Source organism: Pseudomonas sp. Leaf15 (assembly GCF_001421425.1).
GTDB lineage: Bacteria > Pseudomonadota > Gammaproteobacteria > Pseudomonadales > Pseudomonadaceae > Aquipseudomonas > Aquipseudomonas salomonii.
The window spans coordinates 448,878-469,069 of sequence record NZ_LMKI01000001.1; the positions used below are offsets into that span (position 1 = coordinate 448,878).

At 59.0% G+C, this 20,192-nt stretch carries 20 protein-coding genes; 14 read left to right on the forward strand and 6 right to left on the reverse strand.

Going from position 1 to position 20,192, the window contains the following annotated elements:
- Positions 1–58 precede the first annotated feature (58 nt).
- Both ASE80_RS02220 and ASE80_RS02225 read left to right on the forward strand, forming a co-directional pair.
- Positions 59–424, forward strand: coding sequence for a YkgJ family cysteine cluster protein (locus ASE80_RS02220; protein WP_056857472.1), 366 nt, complete (start codon positions 59–61; stop codon positions 422–424).
- Between the two features lie 138 nt (positions 425–562).
- A complete protein-coding gene (locus ASE80_RS02225) occupies positions 563–2,827 on the forward strand; it encodes a putative bifunctional diguanylate cyclase/phosphodiesterase (RefSeq protein WP_056857473.1) in 2,265 nt (754 codons plus the stop codon).
- 224 nt (positions 2,828–3,051) lie between these two features.
- Here ASE80_RS02225 and ASE80_RS02230 read toward each other — a convergent pair whose 3' ends face one another.
- Entirely contained in the window at positions 3,052–3,372 is a 321-nt protein-coding gene (locus ASE80_RS02230) for a DUF2288 domain-containing protein (RefSeq protein WP_056857474.1), read from the reverse strand.
- Positions 3,373–3,714: 342 nt separating this feature from the next.
- Between ASE80_RS02230 and ASE80_RS02235 the strand changes: the two genes are divergently transcribed.
- The 5 genes from ASE80_RS02235 to ASE80_RS02255 all read left to right on the forward strand — a co-directional run bounded on the left by ASE80_RS02235 (position 3,715) and on the right by ASE80_RS02255 (position 8,712).
- A complete protein-coding gene (locus ASE80_RS02235; RefSeq protein ID WP_056857475.1) occupies positions 3,715–4,842 on the forward strand; it encodes a branched-chain amino acid ABC transporter substrate-binding protein in 1,128 nt (375 codons plus the stop codon).
- A gap of 229 nt (positions 4,843–5,071) precedes the next feature.
- Entirely contained in the window at positions 5,072–5,995 is a 924-nt protein-coding gene (livH, locus tag ASE80_RS02240; RefSeq protein WP_056857476.1) for a high-affinity branched-chain amino acid ABC transporter permease LivH, read from the forward strand.
- A complete protein-coding gene (locus ASE80_RS02245) occupies positions 5,992–7,245 on the forward strand; it encodes a high-affinity branched-chain amino acid ABC transporter permease LivM (protein ID WP_056857477.1) in 1,254 nt (417 codons plus the stop codon). Before livH ends, ASE80_RS02245 begins: the two co-directional genes overlap by 4 nt.
- Positions 7,242–8,009 (forward strand): high-affinity branched-chain amino acid ABC transporter ATP-binding protein LivG, encoded by a 768-nt coding sequence (gene livG, locus ASE80_RS02250; protein ID WP_056857478.1) that lies wholly within the window; start codon positions 7,242–7,244, stop codon positions 8,007–8,009. Before ASE80_RS02245 ends, livG begins: the two co-directional genes overlap by 4 nt.
- 1 nt (position 8,010) lies before the next feature.
- Positions 8,011–8,712 carry an ABC transporter ATP-binding protein gene (locus ASE80_RS02255; protein WP_017137209.1) on the forward strand — a complete coding sequence of 234 codons (702 nt, stop codon included), beginning with the start codon at positions 8,011–8,013 and terminating at the stop codon, positions 8,710–8,712.
- Between the two features lie 49 nt (positions 8,713–8,761).
- Here the strand turns inward: ASE80_RS02255 and ASE80_RS02260 are convergent, their stop codons facing one another.
- From ASE80_RS02260 to ASE80_RS02275, 4 genes are read right to left on the reverse strand one after another with little or no spacing between them, the layout of a single operon-like run.
- Positions 8,762–10,060 carry an MFS transporter gene (locus ASE80_RS02260; protein ID WP_310886717.1) on the reverse strand — a complete coding sequence of 433 codons (1,299 nt, stop codon included), beginning with the start codon at positions 10,058–10,060 and terminating at the stop codon, positions 8,762–8,764.
- 6 nt (positions 10,061–10,066) lie between these two features.
- Positions 10,067–11,044 (reverse strand): hypothetical protein, encoded by a 978-nt coding sequence (locus ASE80_RS02265; protein ID WP_056857480.1) that lies wholly within the window; start codon positions 11,042–11,044, stop codon positions 10,067–10,069.
- Between the two features lie 23 nt (positions 11,045–11,067).
- Positions 11,068–11,763 (reverse strand): hypothetical protein, encoded by a 696-nt coding sequence (locus ASE80_RS02270; RefSeq protein WP_056857481.1) that lies wholly within the window; start codon positions 11,761–11,763, stop codon positions 11,068–11,070.
- Positions 11,763–12,755 (reverse strand): SagB/ThcOx family dehydrogenase, encoded by a 993-nt coding sequence (locus tag ASE80_RS02275; RefSeq protein WP_056857482.1) that lies wholly within the window; start codon positions 12,753–12,755, stop codon positions 11,763–11,765. Before ASE80_RS02275 ends, ASE80_RS02270 begins: the two co-directional genes overlap by 1 nt.
- A 762-nt stretch (positions 12,756–13,517) precedes the next feature.
- Between ASE80_RS02275 and ASE80_RS02280 the strand changes: the two genes are divergently transcribed.
- From ASE80_RS02280 to ASE80_RS02295, 4 genes are read left to right on the forward strand one after another with little or no spacing between them, the layout of a single operon-like run.
- The gene (locus ASE80_RS02280) at positions 13,518–13,823 is read left to right on the forward strand and encodes a BufA1 family periplasmic bufferin-type metallophore (protein WP_056857483.1); all 306 of its coding nucleotides are present in this window, start codon (positions 13,518–13,520) and stop codon (positions 13,821–13,823) included.
- A gap of 23 nt (positions 13,824–13,846) precedes the next feature.
- Positions 13,847–14,734 carry an MNIO family bufferin maturase gene (gene bufB, locus ASE80_RS02285; protein WP_056857484.1) on the forward strand — a complete coding sequence of 296 codons (888 nt, stop codon included), beginning with the start codon at positions 13,847–13,849 and terminating at the stop codon, positions 14,732–14,734.
- The gene (locus tag ASE80_RS02290) at positions 14,731–15,507 is read left to right on the forward strand and encodes an HvfC/BufC N-terminal domain-containing protein (RefSeq protein WP_056857485.1); all 777 of its coding nucleotides are present in this window, start codon (positions 14,731–14,733) and stop codon (positions 15,505–15,507) included. The genes bufB and ASE80_RS02290 overlap by 4 nt, the downstream gene beginning before the upstream one ends.
- Positions 15,504–15,989: a DoxX family protein gene (locus ASE80_RS02295; protein ID WP_056857486.1), complete on the forward strand. Its 486-nt coding sequence runs from the start codon at positions 15,504–15,506 to the stop codon at positions 15,987–15,989. The genes ASE80_RS02290 and ASE80_RS02295 overlap by 4 nt, the downstream gene beginning before the upstream one ends.
- Here ASE80_RS02295 and ASE80_RS02300 read toward each other — a convergent pair.
- The gene (locus ASE80_RS02300) at positions 15,980–16,894 is read right to left on the reverse strand and encodes a LysR family transcriptional regulator (protein WP_056857487.1); all 915 of its coding nucleotides are present in this window, start codon (positions 16,892–16,894) and stop codon (positions 15,980–15,982) included. The two genes, ASE80_RS02295 and ASE80_RS02300, sit on opposite strands and share 10 nt — an antisense overlap.
- Before the next feature lie 104 nt (positions 16,895–16,998).
- Here ASE80_RS02300 and ASE80_RS02305 point away from each other — a divergent pair, with 104 nt between their 5' ends.
- From ASE80_RS02305 to ASE80_RS02315, 3 genes are all read left to right on the forward strand, one after another.
- Positions 16,999–17,598, forward strand: a complete 600-nt coding sequence (locus ASE80_RS02305; RefSeq protein WP_056857488.1) for a short chain dehydrogenase — start codon at positions 16,999–17,001, stop codon at positions 17,596–17,598.
- A 97-nt stretch (positions 17,599–17,695) separates the two neighbouring features.
- On the forward strand, positions 17,696–18,367 hold the full coding sequence (locus ASE80_RS02310) for a COG3650 family protein (protein ID WP_056857489.1): 672 nt from the start codon (positions 17,696–17,698) through the stop codon (positions 18,365–18,367).
- A gap of 106 nt (positions 18,368–18,473) precedes the next feature.
- Positions 18,474–20,087 carry an NAD(P)/FAD-dependent oxidoreductase gene (locus ASE80_RS02315; protein ID WP_056857490.1) on the forward strand — a complete coding sequence of 538 codons (1,614 nt, stop codon included), beginning with the start codon at positions 18,474–18,476 and terminating at the stop codon, positions 20,085–20,087.
- The last annotated feature ends 105 nt before the right edge of the window (positions 20,088–20,192 follow it).

Below are 20,192 nucleotides of genomic sequence, written 5' to 3' on the forward strand. Positions count from 1 at the left end.
GATAGAATGGCGAGCCTTCCGTAACACCCCAATCCTACTTTTCTTATCGATGACGCCCATGTCCGAAGCCAGTCCGTGTCTGAGTTGCGGTGCCTGCTGTTCACACTTTCGTGTGTCTTTCTTCTGGGGTGAGTGCGCCTCATCGGGTGGCACAGTGCCCGATGACCTGGTGGTGCAGATCAACCCCACGCGCGTGGCGATGATCGGTACCGACCAGAAACCCGCCCGGTGTTGCAGCCTTGAGGGTGAAGTCGGCAAGGGCACCCGTTGCACCATCTATGAACAACGTTCGAGCCCCTGCCGAGAGTTCGACGCGTCATGGAGCCAGGGCGAACACAACGTCGATTGCGATACCGCCCGCGCCGCCTTTGGCCTGCCGCCGTTAGAGGCACCTTTTGAACTGGACCTGCCGATCAGCGCTTAGCATCAAACGCTATGGCGGGCATGCCAAATTGGTTGAGAGCAAAGTGCCATTATCCCTGGCAAATCCCGCGAGGCTTCTATACTCGACTTCATAGGTCATCGCCGTAGGCTGTGACGTGACGCTATGACGGGGCTTGCTATGGAATGGCTGGGTCTGCATTTTTTTACCGACCTGCCAGAGAACGGGCATTTATTACTCAATTGCAGTCATAACCCGTTCCTGGTGCTACTGGCATATCTGGTTGCTTGCGCGGCCGGTTTCGGCACGCTGGACATGGCTGAACGTGTCGGCCATGTCGACGACCCTACCGCCCGCCGTCATTGGCGCTGGCTGGGAGCGGGTTGCCTGGCGGGTGGCATCTGGTCGACGCACTTCATCAGCATGCTGGCCTTCCAGGCACCTATCGCCATTCATTATGAATTGCTCATGACGTTCGCCTCGCTGGTGATCGCCTTGATCGCTTCGCTGTTCGCCATGCAAACCCTGAGTCACACGCGCCTGCGATTCCATCAATATGTGCTGGCGTCGATTTGGATGGGCCTGGGTATCGCGCTGATGCATTACGTCGGCATGTCGGCCATGCGTACCCAGGCTGATGTGTACTTCGCAACCGACCTGTTCATGGCCTCAGTGGCCATTGCCATCGGCGCCAGCCTGGCCGCGCTGTTGCTGTCTAGCTACCTGCGCACCGGCGCCGGCGTGTTCCATCAACTGCTCAAATACGCCGCCAGCCTGGTGCTGGGCGCCGGCATCCTGAGCATGCACTTTACCGGCATGGCAGCCATGCAAATGCTGGTGCCGGCCGGCGCTGACCTGTCGTTGCCACTGGATAACAACCCGATTCAACTGGGCCTGTCGGTGGCCGTGATCACCCTGTTGGTGATCGGCAGCAGCGTCAGCGCCGCCCTCGCCGACAAAAAACTGCAGCACAAGGAGCGTGACCTGCGCCGGGTCAACGCCCTGCTCAGTGAGTTGGACCAAGCCCGCGCTTCGCTGCAACAAGTGGCGCACTTCGATGCGCTGACCAGCCTGCTCAACCGTCGCGGCTTTAACCAGATCTTTGCCGAGAAGGTTGCGGAAAAAACCGCCAGCAACGGCATGATGGCGGTGATCTTCCTCGATATCGACCACTTCAAGCGCATCAATGACAGCCTCGGCCACGATGCCGGCGACCAATTGCTCACCGTACTGGCCGGGCATATCAAGGGGTCGGTACGCAGTCATGACGATGTGGTCGCGCGGTTTGGCGGCGACGAGTTCTGCATCCTGATCAACATTCACCATCGCGACGAAGCGCGGCACCTGGCCCAGCGCATCATGCTGAAGATGAAAGAACCGATCGAACTGGCTGGTCGGCGCATGGTGATGACCACCAGCATTGGCATCAGCCTGTTCCCCGATGACGGGCTGACCTGCGAAGAGTTGCTTAAGACCGCTGACTTGGCGCTGTACCAGTCCAAGGACGCCGGGCGCAACAGCCTGAACTTCTTCAGCTCCAACCTTAAAACCCGCGCCTTCCTTGAACTGCAACTGGAGGAGGAGCTGCGCGCCGCGCTACGCGGCCGCAATGAACTGGTGCTGTTTTACCAGCCGATCTTTGACATGAAGCTGGGCAAGGTCACCCGCCTGGAAGCACTGGTGCGCTGGCAACATCCGCAACATGGGTTGCTGGCCCCGGACCGGTTTATCGGCATCGCCGAAAACAACGGGTTGATTGCCGAACTCGACCACTGGGTATTGCGTCAGGCCTGTCACGATTTGAGCCTGCTGTCTGACCGCGGTTACCCCGAGCTGACCATGGCCGTGAACTGCTCGGCCTTGAACCTGGCCCGTGACGAGCTGGCCGATGAGATCGAAGCCGCCCTGCGTTTTGCCGGGATCGCCGCCAGCCGCCTGGAACTGGAGGTCACCGAAAACGCGCTGATGGGCAATATCAGCAGCACCCTGGCGCTGTTGCGCCAGATCCGTGCCCTGGGCGTTTCGCTGGCCATTGATGATTTCGGCACCGGTTATTCCTCTCTGGCCTACCTCAAGCGCCTGCCGCTCAATACCTTGAAGATCGACCGGTCATTTATCCAGGACATCCCCAAGTCCACCGCGGATGTCGAGATCGTCCAGGCAATCATCGGCATGGCCCACACCCTGCACTTGCAGGTGGTCACCGAAGGCGTGGAAACCCAGGCGCAATTTGAACTGCTGCTCAAGCACGGCTGCGACTTTATCCAGGGTTACCTGCTCAGCCCGGCGGTGCCATTGAGCGATGTGGTGGGTGTGATCCAGGGCATCCAGATGCGTAACCCGCTTTACCCGTTCAGCGTCGAGGGCAATAAGGACGCGATCACGCCTAAGGACCCTGGCGCAGGCCGCATCGGCCCGCCATCCATTGTCAGGCCCATTCGCTGACGTCGTTTTTTGGGGATTTAGCCATCATCTACTTGGAGAACGCCCACGAACGATCTGCGGCTTTGCCACACCCGGAAACAATTCCCCCGATGTTTCGCCCGCTTTAAAACTGTTCCCGTGACGCTTACGTCACCGTCACCTGTGACCTTTCTCTACGGCAAGATGCCATCACGGCGTCAGCGGTTACTCCGCTACACACTTGAGCGGCGAAAAAACACGCACCTTTATAGTGCAGGACTTTCTTGCCCCGCCCTTTCCTGGATCAGAATCCAGGGCGAAACCACCACCGCCCACAGGCTCGGGTCACGCTCAACCAAGTCCAGCGCCCGCGTCGCAGACACCTCGCCAAGGCTGCCCGCAGCCAGCCAGCCAGCGACTTTGTCGCGGTTATCTTCGGCCATTCCTTCGGCTGCTTCGATCAAATCCAGGCCGGCGTCGACCCACAATAGGGCACCCTTGGCAAAGAACGGTTCAAGCTCCTTCCAGGAAATTTCGGCGGTTTCACCGAGCAGCTTGGCATAGAGGGTGCTAGGTTCTTGCGTCATGGGAATTCACCTGAATAAAAAATCGGCGCAATCATAGCGTCAGGCGTCAGGCAGAAAAACCCAGTTGCAAATGAGGCACCGAACGAAAGTGTCAGGAAAGCCAAGGATTGCCCGAAACTCTGGCATCACCCCGCCGCAATTCTGTCTTTTTCTTTCATTAAAGCGACACACCCAGGGTTTGCCCCCAGCAGCCAGCTTTTCAAGCGATCAACCGGCGCTCTACACTGTACCGGTACAGTTGCCAGGGCAATGCCGGGGGGGATATCCGCGATATCTGATCCGGTTCTGCAGCTCACAAGGCCGCTAGAACTATAAAAAATACAACAGTAAGAGTGGAGCACTATGAATAAGGCTACTAAGCAGATTTCCAAACTGTTTGCCGCTATGGTCCTGGCTGGGGTTGCCGGCCATTCGTTCGCAGCCGACACCATCAAGATCGGTATCGCCGGGCCTAAGACAGGTCCAGTGACGCAATACGGCGACATGCAATTCATGGGTGCCAAGCAGGCAATCGCCGACATCAACGCCAAAGGCGGTGTCGACGGCAAAATGCTTGAAGCGAAAGAATACGACGATGCGTGCGATCCAAAACAAGCCGTTGCCGTAGCGAACAAAGTGGTCAACGACGGCGTCAAGTTCGTAGTCGGTCACCTCTGCTCCAGCTCCACTCAGCCAGCGTCCGACATCTACGAAGACGAAGGCGTGATCATGATCACCCCGGCGGCCACCAGCCCGGAAATCACTTCCCGTGGCTACAAGCTGGTGTTCCGCACCATCGGTCTGGATAGCGCCCAAGGCCCAGCCGCCGGCAACTACATCGCCGACCACGTGAAGCCGAAAGTCGTTGCTGTTATCCACGACAAACAGCAGTACGGTGAAGGCATCGCCACCGCCGTTAAACAGACCCTCGAGAAAAAAGGCGTGAAAGTCGCCCTGTTCGAAGGCGTCAACGCTGGCGACAAAGACTTCGGCTCGCTGATCCAGAAGCTCAAGCAAGCCAACGTCGACTTCGTCTACTACGGCGGCTACCACCCTGAGCTGGGCCTGATCCTGCGCCAGGCCCAGGAAAAAGGCGTGAAAGCCAAGTTCATGGGCCCGGAAGGCGTCGGCAACGAATCCATCTCGCAAATCGCCCAGGGCGCTTCCGAAGGCCTGCTGGTCACCCTGCCGAAATCCTTCGACACCGACCCGGCCAACAAGGCCATCGTTGAAGAGTTCACCAAGAACAAGCAGGACCCAACCGGTCCGTTCGTGTTCCCGGCCTACTCGGCTGTTGAAGTGATCGCCGGCGGTATCGCTGCCGCGAAAAGCGAAGACACCGCCAAAGTGGCGGCTGCCATCCACGCCGGCACCTTCAAGACCCCAACCGGCGACCTGAGCTTCGACGCCAAGGGCGACCTGAAGGACTTCAAGTTCGTGGTCTACGAATGGCACTTCGGTAAACCAAAAACCGAAGTTTCCCCTCAGTAAGCCAGGCGTTACTGGTCCAACAAGCCCACTGTGAGAGCAGTGGGCTTTGTTTTACGAGGTTTATGGGCCTGTCACCCGCGATCCGGGCGCTGGCTCACCTGAAAATCTTAAAACCGTCACCAGCGGTTCGCTGGCAAACGCTTTGTGCAAATGTGCTCACAGAACACAGTGCAGGGCCGGAACATGACTCCACCAGTGAAATGCGTATCGGGTTTTTAGGAGCGCTGTAATGCCTGAGATCTATCATTTTTTCCAAACGCTGGTTAACGGCATGACCGTTGGCAGCACCTATGCCTTGATAGCAATTGGCTACACAATGGTTTACGGCATCATTGGAATGATCAACTTCGCCCATGGCGAGGTGTACATGATTGGTTCCTACGTGGCCTTCATCGCCCTTGCCGGGCTGGCCATGATGGGTATCCACTCCCTGCCGCTGTTGATGACCGCCGCGTTCCTGGCGTCGATCGTCGTGACCAGTGCCTATGGCTACAGTATCGAACGCGTCGCCTACCGCCCCTTGCGTGGCAGCAACCGTTTGATCCCGCTGATTTCCGCCATCGGCATGTCGATTTTCCTGCAGAACACCGTACTGCTGTCCCAGGACTCCAAGGACAAGTCCATTCCCAACCTGATCCCGGGGAGCTTCTCCTTCGGCCCAGGTGGCGCACAAGAAGTGCTGATTTCGTACATGCAGGTGCTGGTTTTCGTCGTCACCCTGGTGGCGATGCTCGGCCTGACCCTGTTCATTTCCCGCTCCCGTCTGGGGCGCGCCTGCCGGGCCTGCGCCGAAGACATCAAGATGGCCAACCTGTTGGGCATCAACACCAACAACATCATTGCCCTGACCTTCGTGATCGGTGCCGCATTGGCCGCCATTGCGGCGGTGCTGCTGAGCATGCAGTACGGCGTGATCAACCCCAACGCCGGTTTCCTGGTAGGCCTCAAGGCCTTTACCGCAGCGGTCTTGGGCGGCATCGGCAGTATTCCGGGCGCGATGCTCGGCGGGCTGGTGCTGGGTGTGGCTGAAGCCTTTGGCGCCGATGTGTTCGGCGACCAGTACAAGGACGTCGTGGCATTCGGCCTGTTGGTTCTGGTGCTGTTGTTCCGTCCGACCGGCATTCTGGGCCGTCCGGAGGTTGAGAAAGTATGAGCAGATATCTTAAATCGGCGTTTTTCAGCGCCTTGCTGGTATGGGCCGTGGCCTTTCCGGTACTCGGCCTCAAGCTGAGCATTGTCGGCATCAACCTGGAAGTGCATGGCACCGGTCCCGTGACCCTGACCATCATCGCCCTGTGCTCGGTGCTGATGTTCCTGCGCGTGTTGTTCACCCAGCAGGTCGGTGCGTTTTTCAAGGGCAACCGTGGCCCGTTGGTGTCGCCCAAGGTCAGCCAGTTCCTGACACTGCCGCGTACTCAGCGCTATATCATCATCGGCCTGATCGTGGCCGCGTTGATCTGGCCGTTCTTCGGCTCGCGCGGCGCCGTCGACATTGCCACCCTGATCCTGATCTACGTGTTGCTGGGCCTGGGCCTGAACATCGTGGTGGGCCTGGCCGGGCTGCTCGACCTCGGTTATGTGGGTTTTTATGCCGTGGGTGCCTACACCTACGCCCTGCTCTCGCATTACCTGGGCTGGGGCTTCTGGATCTGCCTGCCACTGGCGGGCATGGCCGCCGCTACATTCGGCTTCCTGCTGGGCTTCCCGGTGCTGCGCCTGCGCGGTGACTATCTGGCGATCGTGACCCTGGGCTTCGGTGAAATCATCCGTCTGTTCCTGCGTAACCTTACCGATATCACCGGTGGCCCCAACGGCATCAGCAGCATTCCCAAGCCAACGTTCTTCGGGCTGACATTCGACCGCACCGCCGCCGAAGGCATGCAGACCTTCCACGAATACTTCGGGATCGACTACAACCCGGTCAGCAAAGTGGTGTTCCTGTACCTGGTGGCGTTGTTGCTGGCACTGGCGGCGCTGTTCGTGATCAACCGCCTGCTGCGCATGCCGATCGGCCGCGCGTGGGAAGCGTTGCGCGAAGATGAAATCGCCTGCCGTGCGCTGGGCATGAACCCCACCGTCATCAAACTCTCGGCCTTCACCCTCGGGGCAACCTTCGCCGGTTTCGCCGGCAGCTTCTTCGCCGCGCGCCAAGGCCTGGTGACCCCGGAGTCGTTCACCTTCATCGAGTCGGCGATCATTCTCGCCATCGTGGTATTGGGTGGCATGGGCTCGCAGCTGGGCGTGATCCTGGCGGCGATCGTGATGATCCTGCTGCCGGAAATGATGCGTGAGTTCAGCGAATACCGCATGTTGATGTTCGGCGCCATGATGGTGCTGATGATGATCTGGCGTCCTCAAGGTCTGCTGCCGATGCAACGCCCACACATGGAGCTGCGCAAATGAGCCGCGAGATCCTGAAAGTCGAAAACTTGAGCATGCGCTTCGGTGGTTTGCTCGCGGTCAACGGCGTGGCCCTGACCGTCAAAGAGAAACAGGTTGTGGCGCTGATCGGCCCGAACGGCGCCGGCAAGACCACGGTGTTCAACTGCCTCACCGGCTTCTACAAACCGAGCGGTGGCAGCATCCTGCTGGATGGCCAACCCATCCAGGGCCTGGCCGGTCACGAGATCGCCCGCAAGGGCGTGGTGCGTACCTTCCAGAACGTGCGCTTGTTCAAGGACATGACGGCGGTCGAAAACCTGCTGATCGCCCAGCACCGGCACTTGAACACCAACTTCTTTGCTGGCTTGTTCAAGACCCCGGCGTTCCGCAAGAGCGAGCGCGAGGCCATGGAATACGCGGCGTACTGGCTGGACAAGGTCAACCTGACCGAGTTTGCCAACCGCCCCGCCGGCACCCTGGCTTACGGCCAGCAACGTCGCCTGGAAATCGCTCGCTGCATGATGACCCGCCCGCGGATCCTGATGCTCGACGAACCGGCCGCCGGCCTGAACCCCAAGGAAACCGAAGACCTCAAGGCGCTGATCACGGTGCTGCGTGAGGAAAACAACGCCACGGTGCTGTTGATCGAACACGACATGAAACTGGTCATGAGCATTTCCGACCACATCGTGGTGATCAATCAGGGCACACCTTTGGCCGACGGTACGCCGGAGCAGATCCGCGACAACCCGGAAGTGATCAAAGCCTATTTGGGGGAAGCGTAAAATGCTGCAATTCGAAAACGTTTCCACTTTCTACGGCAAGATCCAGGCGCTGCACAGCGTCAACGTGGAAGTGCGCCAAGGTGAAATCGTCACGCTGATCGGCGCCAACGGTGCCGGCAAGTCGACGTTGCTGATGACCCTGTGCGGTTCACCCCAGGCCCACAGCGGCAGCATCCGCTACATGGGTGAAGAACTGGTGGGCCAGGCCTCCTCCGAGATCATGCGCAAGAGCATTGCCGTGGTGCCCGAAGGCCGCCGTGTGTTCTCGCGCCTGACCGTGGAAGAGAACCTGGCCATGGGCGGGTTCTTCACCGACAAGGGCGACTACCAGGAGCAGATGGACAAGGTGCTGCACCTGTTCCCACGGCTCAAGGAACGCTTCAGCCAGCGCGGCGGCACCATGTCCGGCGGCGAGCAGCAAATGCTCGCCATCGGCCGGGCGCTGATGAGCAAGCCCAAGCTGTTGCTGCTCGACGAGCCTTCGCTTGGCCTGGCACCGATCATCATCCAGCAGATCTTCGACATCATCGAACAGCTGCGCAAGGACGGTGTGACGGTGTTCCTGGTGGAGCAGAACGCCAACCAGGCGTTGAAAATCGCCGACCGCGCCTACGTGCTGGAAAACGGCCGGGTGGTGATGCAGGGCACCGGGGAGCAGTTGCTCACGGATCCGAAAGTGCGTGAAGCCTATCTCGGTGGCTGAGCCATTGAGGTAAACAAAAACGGCCCTCGGGCCGTTTTTTTATCGCCGCTTAAAGCGTCGCAACCAATTGCCCCTTGCTCGCCCGCTGGCCTGCCAGCATCAATGCCCCGCCCAATAGCAACAGGCCCGCCGCCAGGAAGATATACGCGCCGTAAACGTCAAGCGGCGCGTCGAAATAGCCGATGACGCGATCAGCCAGATTCAATGTCTGAGAACACACCAGCGTGCCGGTCAACGAGGCGATGGCCAGTACCGGCGTGACCGTTGCGGACACACGCCCCATGTAGCCTTCAGGCACGGCTTCCTGGAGCATCGGCCCTTGCACAATCGCAAACACCGAGAAGAACAACCCACAGCTGAACATCAGCGCCCAAGCCAGGTAAAACGGCGGATGCAGCGAATACGCCAGGTAACTGAACCCCATGCACAGCAGCGCAAAGGTAAAGGCCTGACGCGTGCTCAGTGACTTCAACAGCGGCCGGACCAGCACGGCAGCAATCAACCCGCCGACAGGGAACGCTGCGAGAATCAGGCCGTATTCATAAGGGCTCAAGCCCAGGGTTTTGAAGGCGTACAAGGACAGTGCGACGTTATTGACCCCCAGGGAAAACCCGTACAACGCCACACCGATCAACAACGTCCTGATCGAGGCGTGCCCCCAGGAAAACCGCAGCCCTGCGAGCACTCCATGCCAAAAGGGCAGCCGTTGTTGCTCGGCCAGCAAGGTCCGGCGCAGGCCCTGGGTAGACGCGATGCACAGGGCCGAACAGGCAAAGGCCAGCACATTGATCAGCAGTGCCAGGGCGGGGCCCACCCAGACAAACAAGGCCGGCCCCAGGGACGCCGACAACACTGAAATGCCCGTCAGGGAAAACATTGCCTTGGCCGATGCTTCAACGCGTCGTGCCGAAGGGATGACCACTTGCATGATCGCCTGGCGTGACGGGTTGAAAAACTGTGCGGCCGTGCTGTTAACCAACAACAACAGCAGCACGCCGACAAGCACTTGCATCGGGTCCAGGCCGGCCAGCGAATAGATCACAAAAAAGATCAGGAAGTTGAGCACCCGAATCCCGTCCGCCGCGATCATCACGTACAGCGGCGTCATCCTGTCCACCCAAGCCCCGGCCAGTGGCGCTACCAATACACGCGGTATAGCCGAAGCCGCCACTGCCAGGCCTACGGCCGTCGGCAAGAACGCACTGTCGTGAAACAGGTCAGTCACCAGCCACACAATGACGGTGCTCTCGAAAACGAACTCGCCAAACGATGAGAGGGCTTGCCCCAGCCACAGGAATGAGAAATTTCTGCTGATGAAAAAATCTGCAAAGCGGTTCTTCACAGCCACATTACCTTATTGGTCGTAACTACATTCAAAGGACTCAAGCAACCCCTGGGCACAGGACTTGATGGGTTCGGACATACCGAATCTGGCAGCGATTTCGAGGGCCGCCACCGCATTCCTGTTACCTTTGACCGCTTCTCCGATAGCGGTCAGATCCCGCCAGTGCTCCCAGGATGGATCAAAGGGAATGAGCGGCGGATGCCTGTCCCGCCAGTAGAACCCCCAGGTCCGCCACCCTTCGTAGAACGTTTGCCAATCCTGCATCAACAGCGGCTTGGCAAAGTTACTGAGTGCCAACGGTTCAGCCAGCGGCTGGAATCGCGCTTCGATACTGCAACGCCAACCTTCGCCGGTATTGGTCGCACCGCCATGCGGGGTAAACGTATTGAACAGCAACACATCACCCGGACCTAATGCGAAGACGTTTTTTGCGCCCAGCACGTCGGGGCAGACTTGCCATCCTGAGGGGTTGAGTGCCAGTTCGAGCGGCAACAGGGTTTCGCCTGGTTTTTTGGTGTAAACCGGCAGCGATCCCGACCGCTCATCGACATTAAAAAGGGGCGCCCACAAGGTGATCTGCTGGCCACTGCCCTGCAATTCCGGAAAGTCCTGGTGAACGCCCGGTGAGGAGTGCATGGAAGAATCCAAGGGTGCCAAACCGCGCACCCATTTGATCGGATGAACGAACACCTCATCGGTGTCGAGGAGCAGCTTCATCACCTCAATCACCTTGGGCGCTTGAAAGAGTGCCTCGGTCAACTCGCTGCGCATCACGTCGACAAACTTCAGAAAATCCGGATCGGGCTGCTCTGGCGCCTTGAAACGCGGCTGGCCAATCTCGGTAAAACCATCGGTTATTCGATGCTTGCGCAATTGCTCGATGACCTTTTCAGCGAGCAGTGCCACTGTCCGGCTATCGAGCAACTCGCGAACAACGACATAACCCTCTCGCGCGTAGGCGTCCTTCAGCGGCGAAAGTCTGTTCATTTTTGCAACTCCTTGCGACGCACTCAGCCTGGAAAAACCAGCCGGATGGCATAAAGAACATCCCTTTCTTGCGTCAGGCGCAGCATATTCGACGCTGTTTCTTCGTGTACAGCCGGCGTCATTCTGGCCGCCAGCCCTTGATGCTGCCCCTCCAACAACAAGGCATGCCCTACACGTCCCACATCCAGCAACGCTTTGGCGTAGGCAATATCGGGATCGCCGAATGCTGCAACAGCAAATTGCCAATTGATCCCAAGCAACACCGTGATGCCTTTGCCCCCGGCCCATCCTTGGCCCTGAATGATCTTGGCGACCACCTCACTGTCACTGGCGCGGTCCGTACGCTTGAGCGCTCTGGGCGTATGGTCGAGTAACCAAGCTGCATCCGCCCAGCCCTGTACGCCCTGGGTAACGATCCCGGCAAACAGATGTGTTTCCTGGGCCAATGCCTGGTAGAGGCACCTGAGCAGCGACTCCAGCACCGAAGAAGGAACGTCGCTCTCGGCAACGGACGTAAAGCTGCGTCTTGAAATAGCGCGCTTGACGTCATAGCCGGTCACCAGTTTATCCAGCAGGTAACGATGGCTTTGTAGGGCCTGCGGCCGGGCGGCCTGATCAGCCTGCAATTGCTTGAGGAACACATAAGGGCGCTCCCAGTTATGGGTCTCCCACGTATCGGGTATCGACACTTCACTGCCGTGTTGGCTGACATATCTCATTAGTTCCACCCTTCCAGCAAACCGATGGAAAACGCAGGTAGGCCGTCCTCCAAAGACTCGTCGGTGAAGTTTTTTGCATATTCGAAGTCCACGACGAAGCGTGAGGTGTAGTGCCAGTTGCAATAACTGGCCAACGCCGACAATTGCGCCTCTGCGTGACCGGCATCGACGAGCAAGGCGCGAAAACTTCGGGGGTCACGGTAGCGAAACATTGAGCGTCTTACGGCCGCACACAGTACCAGCCTCACCACCCAATCGGCATCCGAACTTGAAATCCGTTCAGCCTCGATTGAATCGGGCAACTGCGGGGTGATTAATTTAAGCGAACCATGGGTCGGGGAGAAATAATAAACACCCGGCTCAATTATCGAAGAACGATGTATCTCGACAAAACATTCAGTGGGGTGCCGGGCACCGCCGGAAGGAATGGACTTCTTGAGTAATTCAACCTGGTGATAATCACGCTCGCCGTCGTAATACGCCGGTTGGTGCAAACGCACGCCAAAGGTTCCGGACATAATCATACTGAACTGATAGAAAACAGAGTTTCTTAACTCATCGATGTCCAGATTAATGGCGTCAATGAGCGCAACCTCATTGCCTGACTCGATATTCAACTCGACAGCCGGATACGCATGTTCCTTGACGTAGGCTGCCATGATCCGGGCATCTGCCTCCAACGCCGAAAGGCCTTGGGACATGTCCAGGAAAGGGTGGTTCTGGGTCGCGTGATGATAGCCGGACTTGGGCTGCGCCGGCGCGGGCAGGCAAACGTGGGCCAGCAACGTATCAATGCCGGCCTCACTGAGGGTGCTATCACCTGCAATGGCTTGCTTTACCAGATCGGCATTGACCGCCTGGCCGCAGTGCTCGGCAATGACCTTGCCCAAGCCCTTGGAAATCTTGACGCCATTATGGCCTGACGAGTAGTCAACCCAACATTCTTCTTTACCGTCATCAAACACTAATGCTGCGGGGTTTATATGATACATGACCTGCTCCTTGAAAGACCTGGAGAGCGAACTCTCCAGGCCCGCTGCTTCTTACTTAGCCACTTTCACTGGCTTAGGCTGGGAAGGCAGTTTTACGTGCATCAAGTTGCAGGTGGCACTTTGCAGGAGAGCGACTTTTACTGCTTTCATCGTTAAATTCCTTCTTTTAGTTTAACTGGACATTATCCAGTAGAGGGGTTCCTGAATTGCGCATTTCATTTGTTGCCGGCCAAAACAAGTTAAACAGCCCACTAATAAAAGTCAAACCGAAAAACCCTTAAATTTATAACTCGCTGTTCCGCATCTACAAAATTATTGTAAACCCCCGATAACGGGGACAAGGCCATTTGTACAGAAAAAAAACCGGATTAAAGACATCCCATAAACGCGCAACCTCCGCCCCGCCTATTCAAAGCGCGCCCTCAATGGAAATACCCCGACTAAAACCGGTACTTATATTTAAAAAATAGGATGTATTAAATTACGCCATCTGTACTAAAACCAGATCAGATAAAAGTGAACACTTATTCCGCGAACAGCGCTGACCGAACTTCGTCCCTACGCTGTACGTTTAGCCGCATGAATGGCCAGGCAAGGAAATATCTCAAGGCCCGAGCCCGAGCATTCAGGTGCGCGTGCTCACGGCGACTGGCGAACTGAGATTTTTTTATCAGCCGCTGTAACGCATTGGGGTGCCCCAACTCTAGAGGGGTAAGCAAGCAAAAACGCTTCCTTACCCACCCTCACTACTGGAGTTACACCATGACCACTAAATCCCGTTCGCTGTCCGCCGCCACCCTCGTTCTGGCCCTGGGTTCGGCCCTGAGCCTGTCCGCCCTGACCAGCACCGCGCACGCCGCCGATGACATGCAGAAATGCTTTGGTGTCGCCGAAGCCGGCAAGAACGATTGCGCTGCAGGCGCCGGCACTTCCTGCGCGGGCACCTCGAACGTCAAAGACCAGGCCAACGCCTGGAAACTGGTCCCGGCCGGCACTTGCGCCAAGACCCCAAGCTCCACCTCGCCGACCGGTTTCGGCCAGGAAGCAGCCTTCACCGCCAAGTCCTGAAACCCTGCAAACCCTGAGTACTGATGATGACGCTTTTACCCCAGCACACGGTCTCACCGGCTCAGGTGCCCGGCCTCCCTTATCGGGCCGGGCTGGGGCTGAAGAACGAGCACTTGATTGAAGTGCTCGAGACCTCGCCCGATATCGGTTTTTTTGAAGTGCACGCCGAAAACTACATGGTCGCCGGCGGCCCGTTTCATCACTACCTGGGCTTGATACGCGAACAGTACCCACTGTCATTGCATGGCGTGGGTCTGTCCATTGGCGGCGAAGGCCCGCTCAACCGTGAGCACCTGGCACGGCTGGCCATGCTGATCGAACGCTATCAACCCCACTCTTTTTCCGAACACCTAGCCTGGTCCAGCCACGGCCCGGTGTTTCTCAATGACTTGCTGCCGCTGGCCTACGACGCCGCAACTCTGCAGCGGGTATGCGAACACATCGACCAGGTACAAAGCACCCTCAAGCGGCCAATGCTGCTGGAAAACCCTTCGACGTACCTGCAGTTCCAGCGCTCGACCCTGGACGAGACGGACTTCATCAGCGAGATCATCCGGCGCACCGGTTGCGGGCTGTTGCTGGACGTCAACAACGTCTATGTGTCGTGCATCAATCATCAGCGCGACCCACTGGCCTACCTCCATGCGCTGCCGTTGAAGGCCGTCGGTGAGATTCATCTGGCCGGTTTTGCCGAAGACACCGACAGCCTGGGCGACCGCCTGCTGATCGATGACCATGGCGCGCCCATCGATAACGCGGTGTGGCAACTCTACGAACAGGTACTCAAACACACCGGCCCCGTCGCCACGCTGATCGAGCGGGATAACCAGGTGCCTGCCTTCAGCGTGTTGCACGCCGAAGCCCAACACGCCGACTGGCATCTGTCACAGGCGAAGGTATTAAAGCTATGAGCGATCAAGCTGCATTTGCCGGCGCCTTGCTCGATTCCGACCAGGCCTGCCCCGATGGGTTGTTCAGCAGCAACGGCGCCGACCCGGCCAGCCGTTTTGCGGTGTATCGAAACAATGTCCACAGCTCGCTGATCAATGCGCTCGCCGCCGCTTACCCGGTCACGCGGCAATTGGTCGGGGATGATTTTTTTCGCGCAGTGGCCGGCCTTTACGTGCAAGCCAGCCCGCCCGACAGCCCGTTGATCAGCGAATACGGCAGCACGTTTGCCGCGTTCATCCAGGTGTTCGAACCGGCGGCGAGCGTGCCTTACCTGGCGGACGTCGCGCGCCTGGAATGCCTGCGGGTGCGTGCTTATCACGCCGCCGACAGCCAGCCCCTGAATCAGCAGGCCATCCTTGAACAACTGCAAGGGCCGACCGACCTGGGGCAGCTACGCCTGCACCTGCATCCGTCCCTGGCCACCTTGAATTCACCCTACGCCGTGGTTGCGGTATGGGCCGCGCACCAGACCGAAGGCGCTATCGCCACCTTGAACCCTTGGTACGCCCAAAGTGCACTGGTGTTACGCCAGGGCCTGGCGGTCAAGGTCTTCGCCATCGACAGCGGTTCGGTGGCGTTTATCAACAGCCTTGACCAAGGGTCAGGCCTGGAAATGGCGGTGGAGCACGCGCTCGAAACATCCGCCGAATTCGACCTCAACCACTGCCTGACGCTGCTGATCAGCCACGACGCCATCACTCACTTGCACACAGAACAAAAGGAATCGCCATGAACACTCACCCTACTTGCCTGGTAAAACGGACCATCGCTCTGTTCGAAAAAATCCCCTACAGCCTGATCGCCTTTCTCGCACGGTTTTCCATTGCGGCGGTGTTCTGGAAGTCCGGCCAGACCAAGGTTGAAGGTTTTGCCATTGATATCATCAACGGCACCTTCCAATTGGGCGAACCCAAGCTTGCTGCCTCGACCCTGCCGCTGTTTCGCAGCGAATACCACGTGCCCTTGCTGTCGCCGGAAGTGGCCGCACACATGGCGGCATTTGCCGAGCACTTTTTCCCGGTCCTGATCCTGGTGGGTTTTGCCACGCGCTTCTCGGCCCTGGCGCTGATCGGCATGACCTTGACCATTCAACTGTTCGTTTACCCGCAAGCGTATCCAACCCACGGCACCTGGATCGCGTTGCTGCTGCTGTTGGTGGCCATAGGCCCAGGCCGTCTGTCGATCGACCACCTGATCGCGCGCCGCTACCGCTGAAGACGATCCAGGGCTTCGCCGCTGCGTCTGAACCAGTCCACCAAGTAGTCGGCCAACACTTGGGTTCGGCGCGGCAGGCCACCTTGATAAGGATGCACCAGGTACATCGGCATGCTGCGCGTTTGATAATCACGCAGCAGCCAGCGCAGACGCCCATCGGCCAGTTCCGCCGGTAACACGTAGGACGGCAGACGGGCGATACCGGCGCCCACCAAGGCGGCTTTTTTCAACAGGTTGTAGTGGTTGGACGCGAAGGTACCGCTGACCCGAACCCGCAGCAGTTCATGTTGCTGGTGATACAGCCATTCTTCACGCCCGCTGTAGTGGCTATTGAGCAGGCAGGTGTGCGCGGCCAGATCCGCAGGCGTCAGCGGTTCGCCATGCTGCTCCAGGTAGGCCGGGCTGGCGCAGGTCATCTCATGCCAGGCCAGCAGCGGCTTGGCCACCAGCCGCTCGTTGTCCATCGCCCCCATGCGCACGCCCAAATCAAAGCCATCGCGCGCCAGGTCACGGTAGCTGTTGTTCAGTTCCAGCTCGATCTGCACCTGCGGGTATTGCTGGGTGAACTCCAGCAACAAGCCATCAAAGAAGGTTTCTCCCAGCGACACCGGCACCGTCATACGCACCGGCCCCGCCAAATCGTCCTTGAGCCGCGCCAATGCCTGACGGGCGCGCTCCACCTGGGCCACCAGCGCCTGGGCCTGGGGCAGCAACGCCGCACCGGCGGCGGTCAGGCTGAGTTTGCGCGTGGTACGGTGCAATAACACCACAGAAAACTGCGCTTCCAATTGGCTGATGCGCTTGGACAATTGGCCCTTGCTGCAGCCCAATTGCTCCGCCGCCAGGGTAAAACTGCCCGCCTCGATCAGTACGGCAAAGGCCGCCAGGTCATCCATTTCGCTCATGGATTGTTTCCAATTGAAAACCAAAGGTTGCCTATTAGCGCGTTTATCCACGTAAAAAGCCATCCTAGACTGAAACCTCACTTAATCCCCGGAGGAACAGCACGATGAAAATCCTATTGATTGGTGCCAGCGGCACGGTCGGCTCAGCGGTCAAGGCGGAACTGGCGCAGCGTCACGAGGTGATCAGCATTGGCCGCAGCGGCGGCGACTTCCAGGTGGATATCAGCGACAGCACGTCGATCCGCAACCTGTTCGAACAGACCGGCAAGTTCGACGCGTTGGTCTGCGCGGCAGGCAGTGTGAATTTCGTGGCATTGGGTGAGATGAGCGAAGCCGACTTTGAACTGGGCCTGCGTGACAAGCTGATGGGCCAAGTCAACCTGCTGCTGATCGGCCGCGACTATGCCAACGACGGTGCTTCGTTCACCTTTACCAGCGGCATTCTCAACCGCGACCCGATCCGCACCGGCGCGTCTGCCGCATTGGTCAACGGCGCACTGGATGCCTTCGTCAAGGCGGCGGCAATCGAACTGCCACGCGGCTTGCGCATCAACTCGGTCAGCCCGACCGTCCTGCTCGAGGCCATGGGCAGCTACGCGCCGTACTTCCGCGGCTACAAACCGGCTTCGGGTGCCGATGTAGCGCTGGCCTACGCGAAAAGTGTCGAGGGCTTGCAGACCGGCCAGACCTTCATCGTTGGCTGAAATCCGACGTCTGTCAGAATCGCCTGAACCCGGCGAACGGGCTTGTGGTGCGGTGCGAGCCTGCGTAACGTGGCGGCACTTGTTTGGAGACCCGATAATGCGCGCCGCCCGTACCCTTGCTCTGTTTGCCCTGCTGCCCCTGTTCACCGCTTGCCAGATGTTCGAGAGCGAGCCGGCCAAACCGTCTACCGTCGGGCTGACCCGTATGCAGGGTGAACTCACGGCAGTGGGCGGCAAACTGTTGTTCCAGCCGTGCGGCGATAAACGCAACTACGTGGTCAACGACACCGGCGGCACCAGCGTGCTGCAGGAAGCCGCGTCCCTGGCCGGCCAGCAAGGCGTGCTGTTTGCCGATTTGCGCGGCAAGTTTTCCGGGGTGGCCAGCGGCACCCAGGGTTCGGTCGACCTGCAACAACTGTATCGCGTAGAGCGCTCGACCTCGGCCTGCGACGACCCGGACTTCAAACGCATGATTCTGCGGGCCAACGGCCATAAACCGGCCTGGGCGATGAACGTCACCGGCAAAGGCATGGTGCTGGAGCGCGAAGGCCAGCCGCCACTGGCGGTGCCGTTTGTCGAAGAGCAACTGGGTGACGGCCGTTTCAATCTGATGACCGAAGCCAACAACCAGCACATCGAACTGTGGGTAGCCCCGCAGCGCTGCATCGATGCCGTCAGCGGCAGCTTGCAGCACATGACCGCCGAGTTGCGGGTCAATGGCCAGGTCCAGCGTGGTTGTGCGTCATTCGGCGGCTCGCGGGACGACTGATTCGGCCTTGGGCTGTTTTAACATGACGGGAATCAGCCTTTGGGGCTTATAATCGCCGGTTTGCAAAACCGCCGGCATCGAAGCCCGCCGCCCACCGGATCCTGTCATGTTACGAATCACCGAACTCAAGCTGCCCATCGACCATCCCGAAGAAGACCTGCGGCCTGCCATTGTGCAGCGCCTGGGCATCGCCAGTGATGACCTGCTCGACTTCACCCTGTTCAAACGCAGCTACGACGCACGCAAGAAATCGTCGGAGCTGTGCTTCATCTACACCATCGATCTGAACGTAAAGGGCGAAGCCGCCCTGCTGCTCAAGTTCGCCGATGACCGCAACATCAACCCGGCACCGGACGTCAGCTACAAAGTGGTAGGCCAGGCGCCGCAAGGCCTGGTTGAACGGCCGATCGTGGTGGGTTTTGGCCCCTGCGGCATTTTCGCCGGGCTGTTGCTTGCGCAGATGGGCTTCAAGCCGATCATCCTCGAGCGCGGCAAGGAAGTGCGCCAGCGCACCAAGGACACCTGGGGCCTGTGGCGCAAAAGCGTGCTCAACCCAGAGTCCAACGTGCAATTTGGCGAAGGCGGTGCCGGGACCTTTTCCGACGGCAAACTCTACAGCCAGATCAAGGACCCGAAATTCCACGGTCGCAAAGTACTGCACGAGTTCGTCAAGGCCGGCGCGCCGGAAGAAATCCTCTACGTCAGCAAGCCGCACATCGGCACCTTCCGCCTGACCGGCGTGGTGGAAAACATGCGCGAGCAGATCATCGCCCTCGGCGGTGAAGTGCGTTTTGAGCAGCGCGTCACGGATGTACTGATCGAAGACGGCCAGTTGAATGGGGTGGTCGTCGACGGCGGCGAGCAGATCCTCTCCAGGCACGTGATCCTCGCCCTGGGCCACAGTGCCCGCGACACCTTCCGCATGCTGCACGGCCGCGGTGTGTACATGGAAGCCAAGCCATTCTCGGTGGGTTTCCGTATCGAACACCCGCAGTCGCTGATCGACGCGGCGCGCCTGGGCAAATACGCCGGGCACCCGAAACTTGGGGCCGCCGACTACAAACTGGTGCACCACGCCAAAAACGGCCGTTCGGTCTACAGCTTCTGCATGTGCCCAGGCGGCACCGTGGTGGCGGCGACTTCCGAGCCGAACCGCGTGGTTACCAACGGCATGAGCCAATACTCGCGCAACGAGCGCAACGCCAACTCCGGCATCGTGGTCGGCATCACGCCGGAGGTGGATTACCCGGGTGGCCCGCTGGCCGGTATCGAGTTGCAGGAGCGCCTGGAGTCCCACGCCTACATCCTCGGCGGCAGCAACTACGAGGCGCCGGCGCAGCTGGTGGGCGACTTTATCGCCGGCAAGCCGTCCACCGTCATCGGCAGTGTGGAACCGTCCTACAAACCGGGTGTGGCCCTGGGTGACCTGGCCCTGGCTCTGCCGGATTTCGCCATCGAGGCGATTCGTGAAGCGCTGCCGGCGTTCGAGAAGCAGATCAAAGGCTACTCGCTGCACGATGCGGTGTTGACCGGTATCGAAACCCGCACTTCGTCGCCGCTGCGCATTACCCGTAACGAGTCGATGCAGAGCCTTAACGTGAAGGGTCTGTTCCCGGCCGGTGAAGGTGCCGGTTACGCCGGTGGCATCCTGTCGGCGGGCGTTGACGGAATTCGGATTGCCGAGGCGCTGGCGCGGGATATGCTGGGTATCGAGGCTTAAGCACCTCTATTACAGCCAACCCGGATCAAATGTGGGAGCTGGCTTGCCTGCGATAACGGAGTGTCAGTCGTCGAATTTATCGACTGAACCACCGCCATCGCAGGC

Coding starts and splice junctions, on each gene's coding strand:
- ASE80_RS02220 (WP_056857472.1), top strand. CDS start 59: ATGTCCGAAGCCAGTCCGTGTCTGAGTTGCGGTGCCTGCTGTTCACAC.
- ASE80_RS02225 (WP_056857473.1), top strand. CDS start 563: ATGGAATGGCTGGGTCTGCATTTTTTTACCGACCTGCCAGAGAACGGG.
- ASE80_RS02230 (WP_056857474.1), bottom strand. CDS start 3,372: ATGACGCAAGAACCTAGCACCCTCTATGCCAAGCTGCTCGGTGAAACC.
- ASE80_RS02235 (WP_056857475.1), top strand. CDS start 3,715: ATGAATAAGGCTACTAAGCAGATTTCCAAACTGTTTGCCGCTATGGTC.
- livH (WP_056857476.1), top strand. CDS start 5,072: ATGCCTGAGATCTATCATTTTTTCCAAACGCTGGTTAACGGCATGACC.
- ASE80_RS02245 (WP_056857477.1), top strand. CDS start 5,992: ATGAGCAGATATCTTAAATCGGCGTTTTTCAGCGCCTTGCTGGTATGG.
- livG (WP_056857478.1), top strand. CDS start 7,242: ATGAGCCGCGAGATCCTGAAAGTCGAAAACTTGAGCATGCGCTTCGGT.
- ASE80_RS02255 (WP_017137209.1), top strand. CDS start 8,011: ATGCTGCAATTCGAAAACGTTTCCACTTTCTACGGCAAGATCCAGGCG.
- ASE80_RS02265 (WP_056857480.1), bottom strand. CDS start 11,044: ATGAACAGACTTTCGCCGCTGAAGGACGCCTACGCGCGAGAGGGTTAT.
- ASE80_RS02270 (WP_056857481.1), bottom strand. CDS start 11,763: ATGAGATATGTCAGCCAACACGGCAGTGAAGTGTCGATACCCGATACG.
- ASE80_RS02275 (WP_056857482.1), bottom strand. CDS start 12,755: ATGTATCATATAAACCCCGCAGCATTAGTGTTTGATGACGGTAAAGAA.
- ASE80_RS02280 (WP_056857483.1), top strand. CDS start 13,518: ATGACCACTAAATCCCGTTCGCTGTCCGCCGCCACCCTCGTTCTGGCC.
- bufB (WP_056857484.1), top strand. CDS start 13,847: ATGATGACGCTTTTACCCCAGCACACGGTCTCACCGGCTCAGGTGCCC.
- ASE80_RS02290 (WP_056857485.1), top strand. CDS start 14,731: ATGAGCGATCAAGCTGCATTTGCCGGCGCCTTGCTCGATTCCGACCAG.
- ASE80_RS02295 (WP_056857486.1), top strand. CDS start 15,504: ATGAACACTCACCCTACTTGCCTGGTAAAACGGACCATCGCTCTGTTC.
- ASE80_RS02300 (WP_056857487.1), bottom strand. CDS start 16,894: ATGAGCGAAATGGATGACCTGGCGGCCTTTGCCGTACTGATCGAGGCG.
- ASE80_RS02305 (WP_056857488.1), top strand. CDS start 16,999: ATGAAAATCCTATTGATTGGTGCCAGCGGCACGGTCGGCTCAGCGGTC.
- ASE80_RS02310 (WP_056857489.1), top strand. CDS start 17,696: ATGCGCGCCGCCCGTACCCTTGCTCTGTTTGCCCTGCTGCCCCTGTTC.
- ASE80_RS02315 (WP_056857490.1), top strand. CDS start 18,474: ATGTTACGAATCACCGAACTCAAGCTGCCCATCGACCATCCCGAAGAA.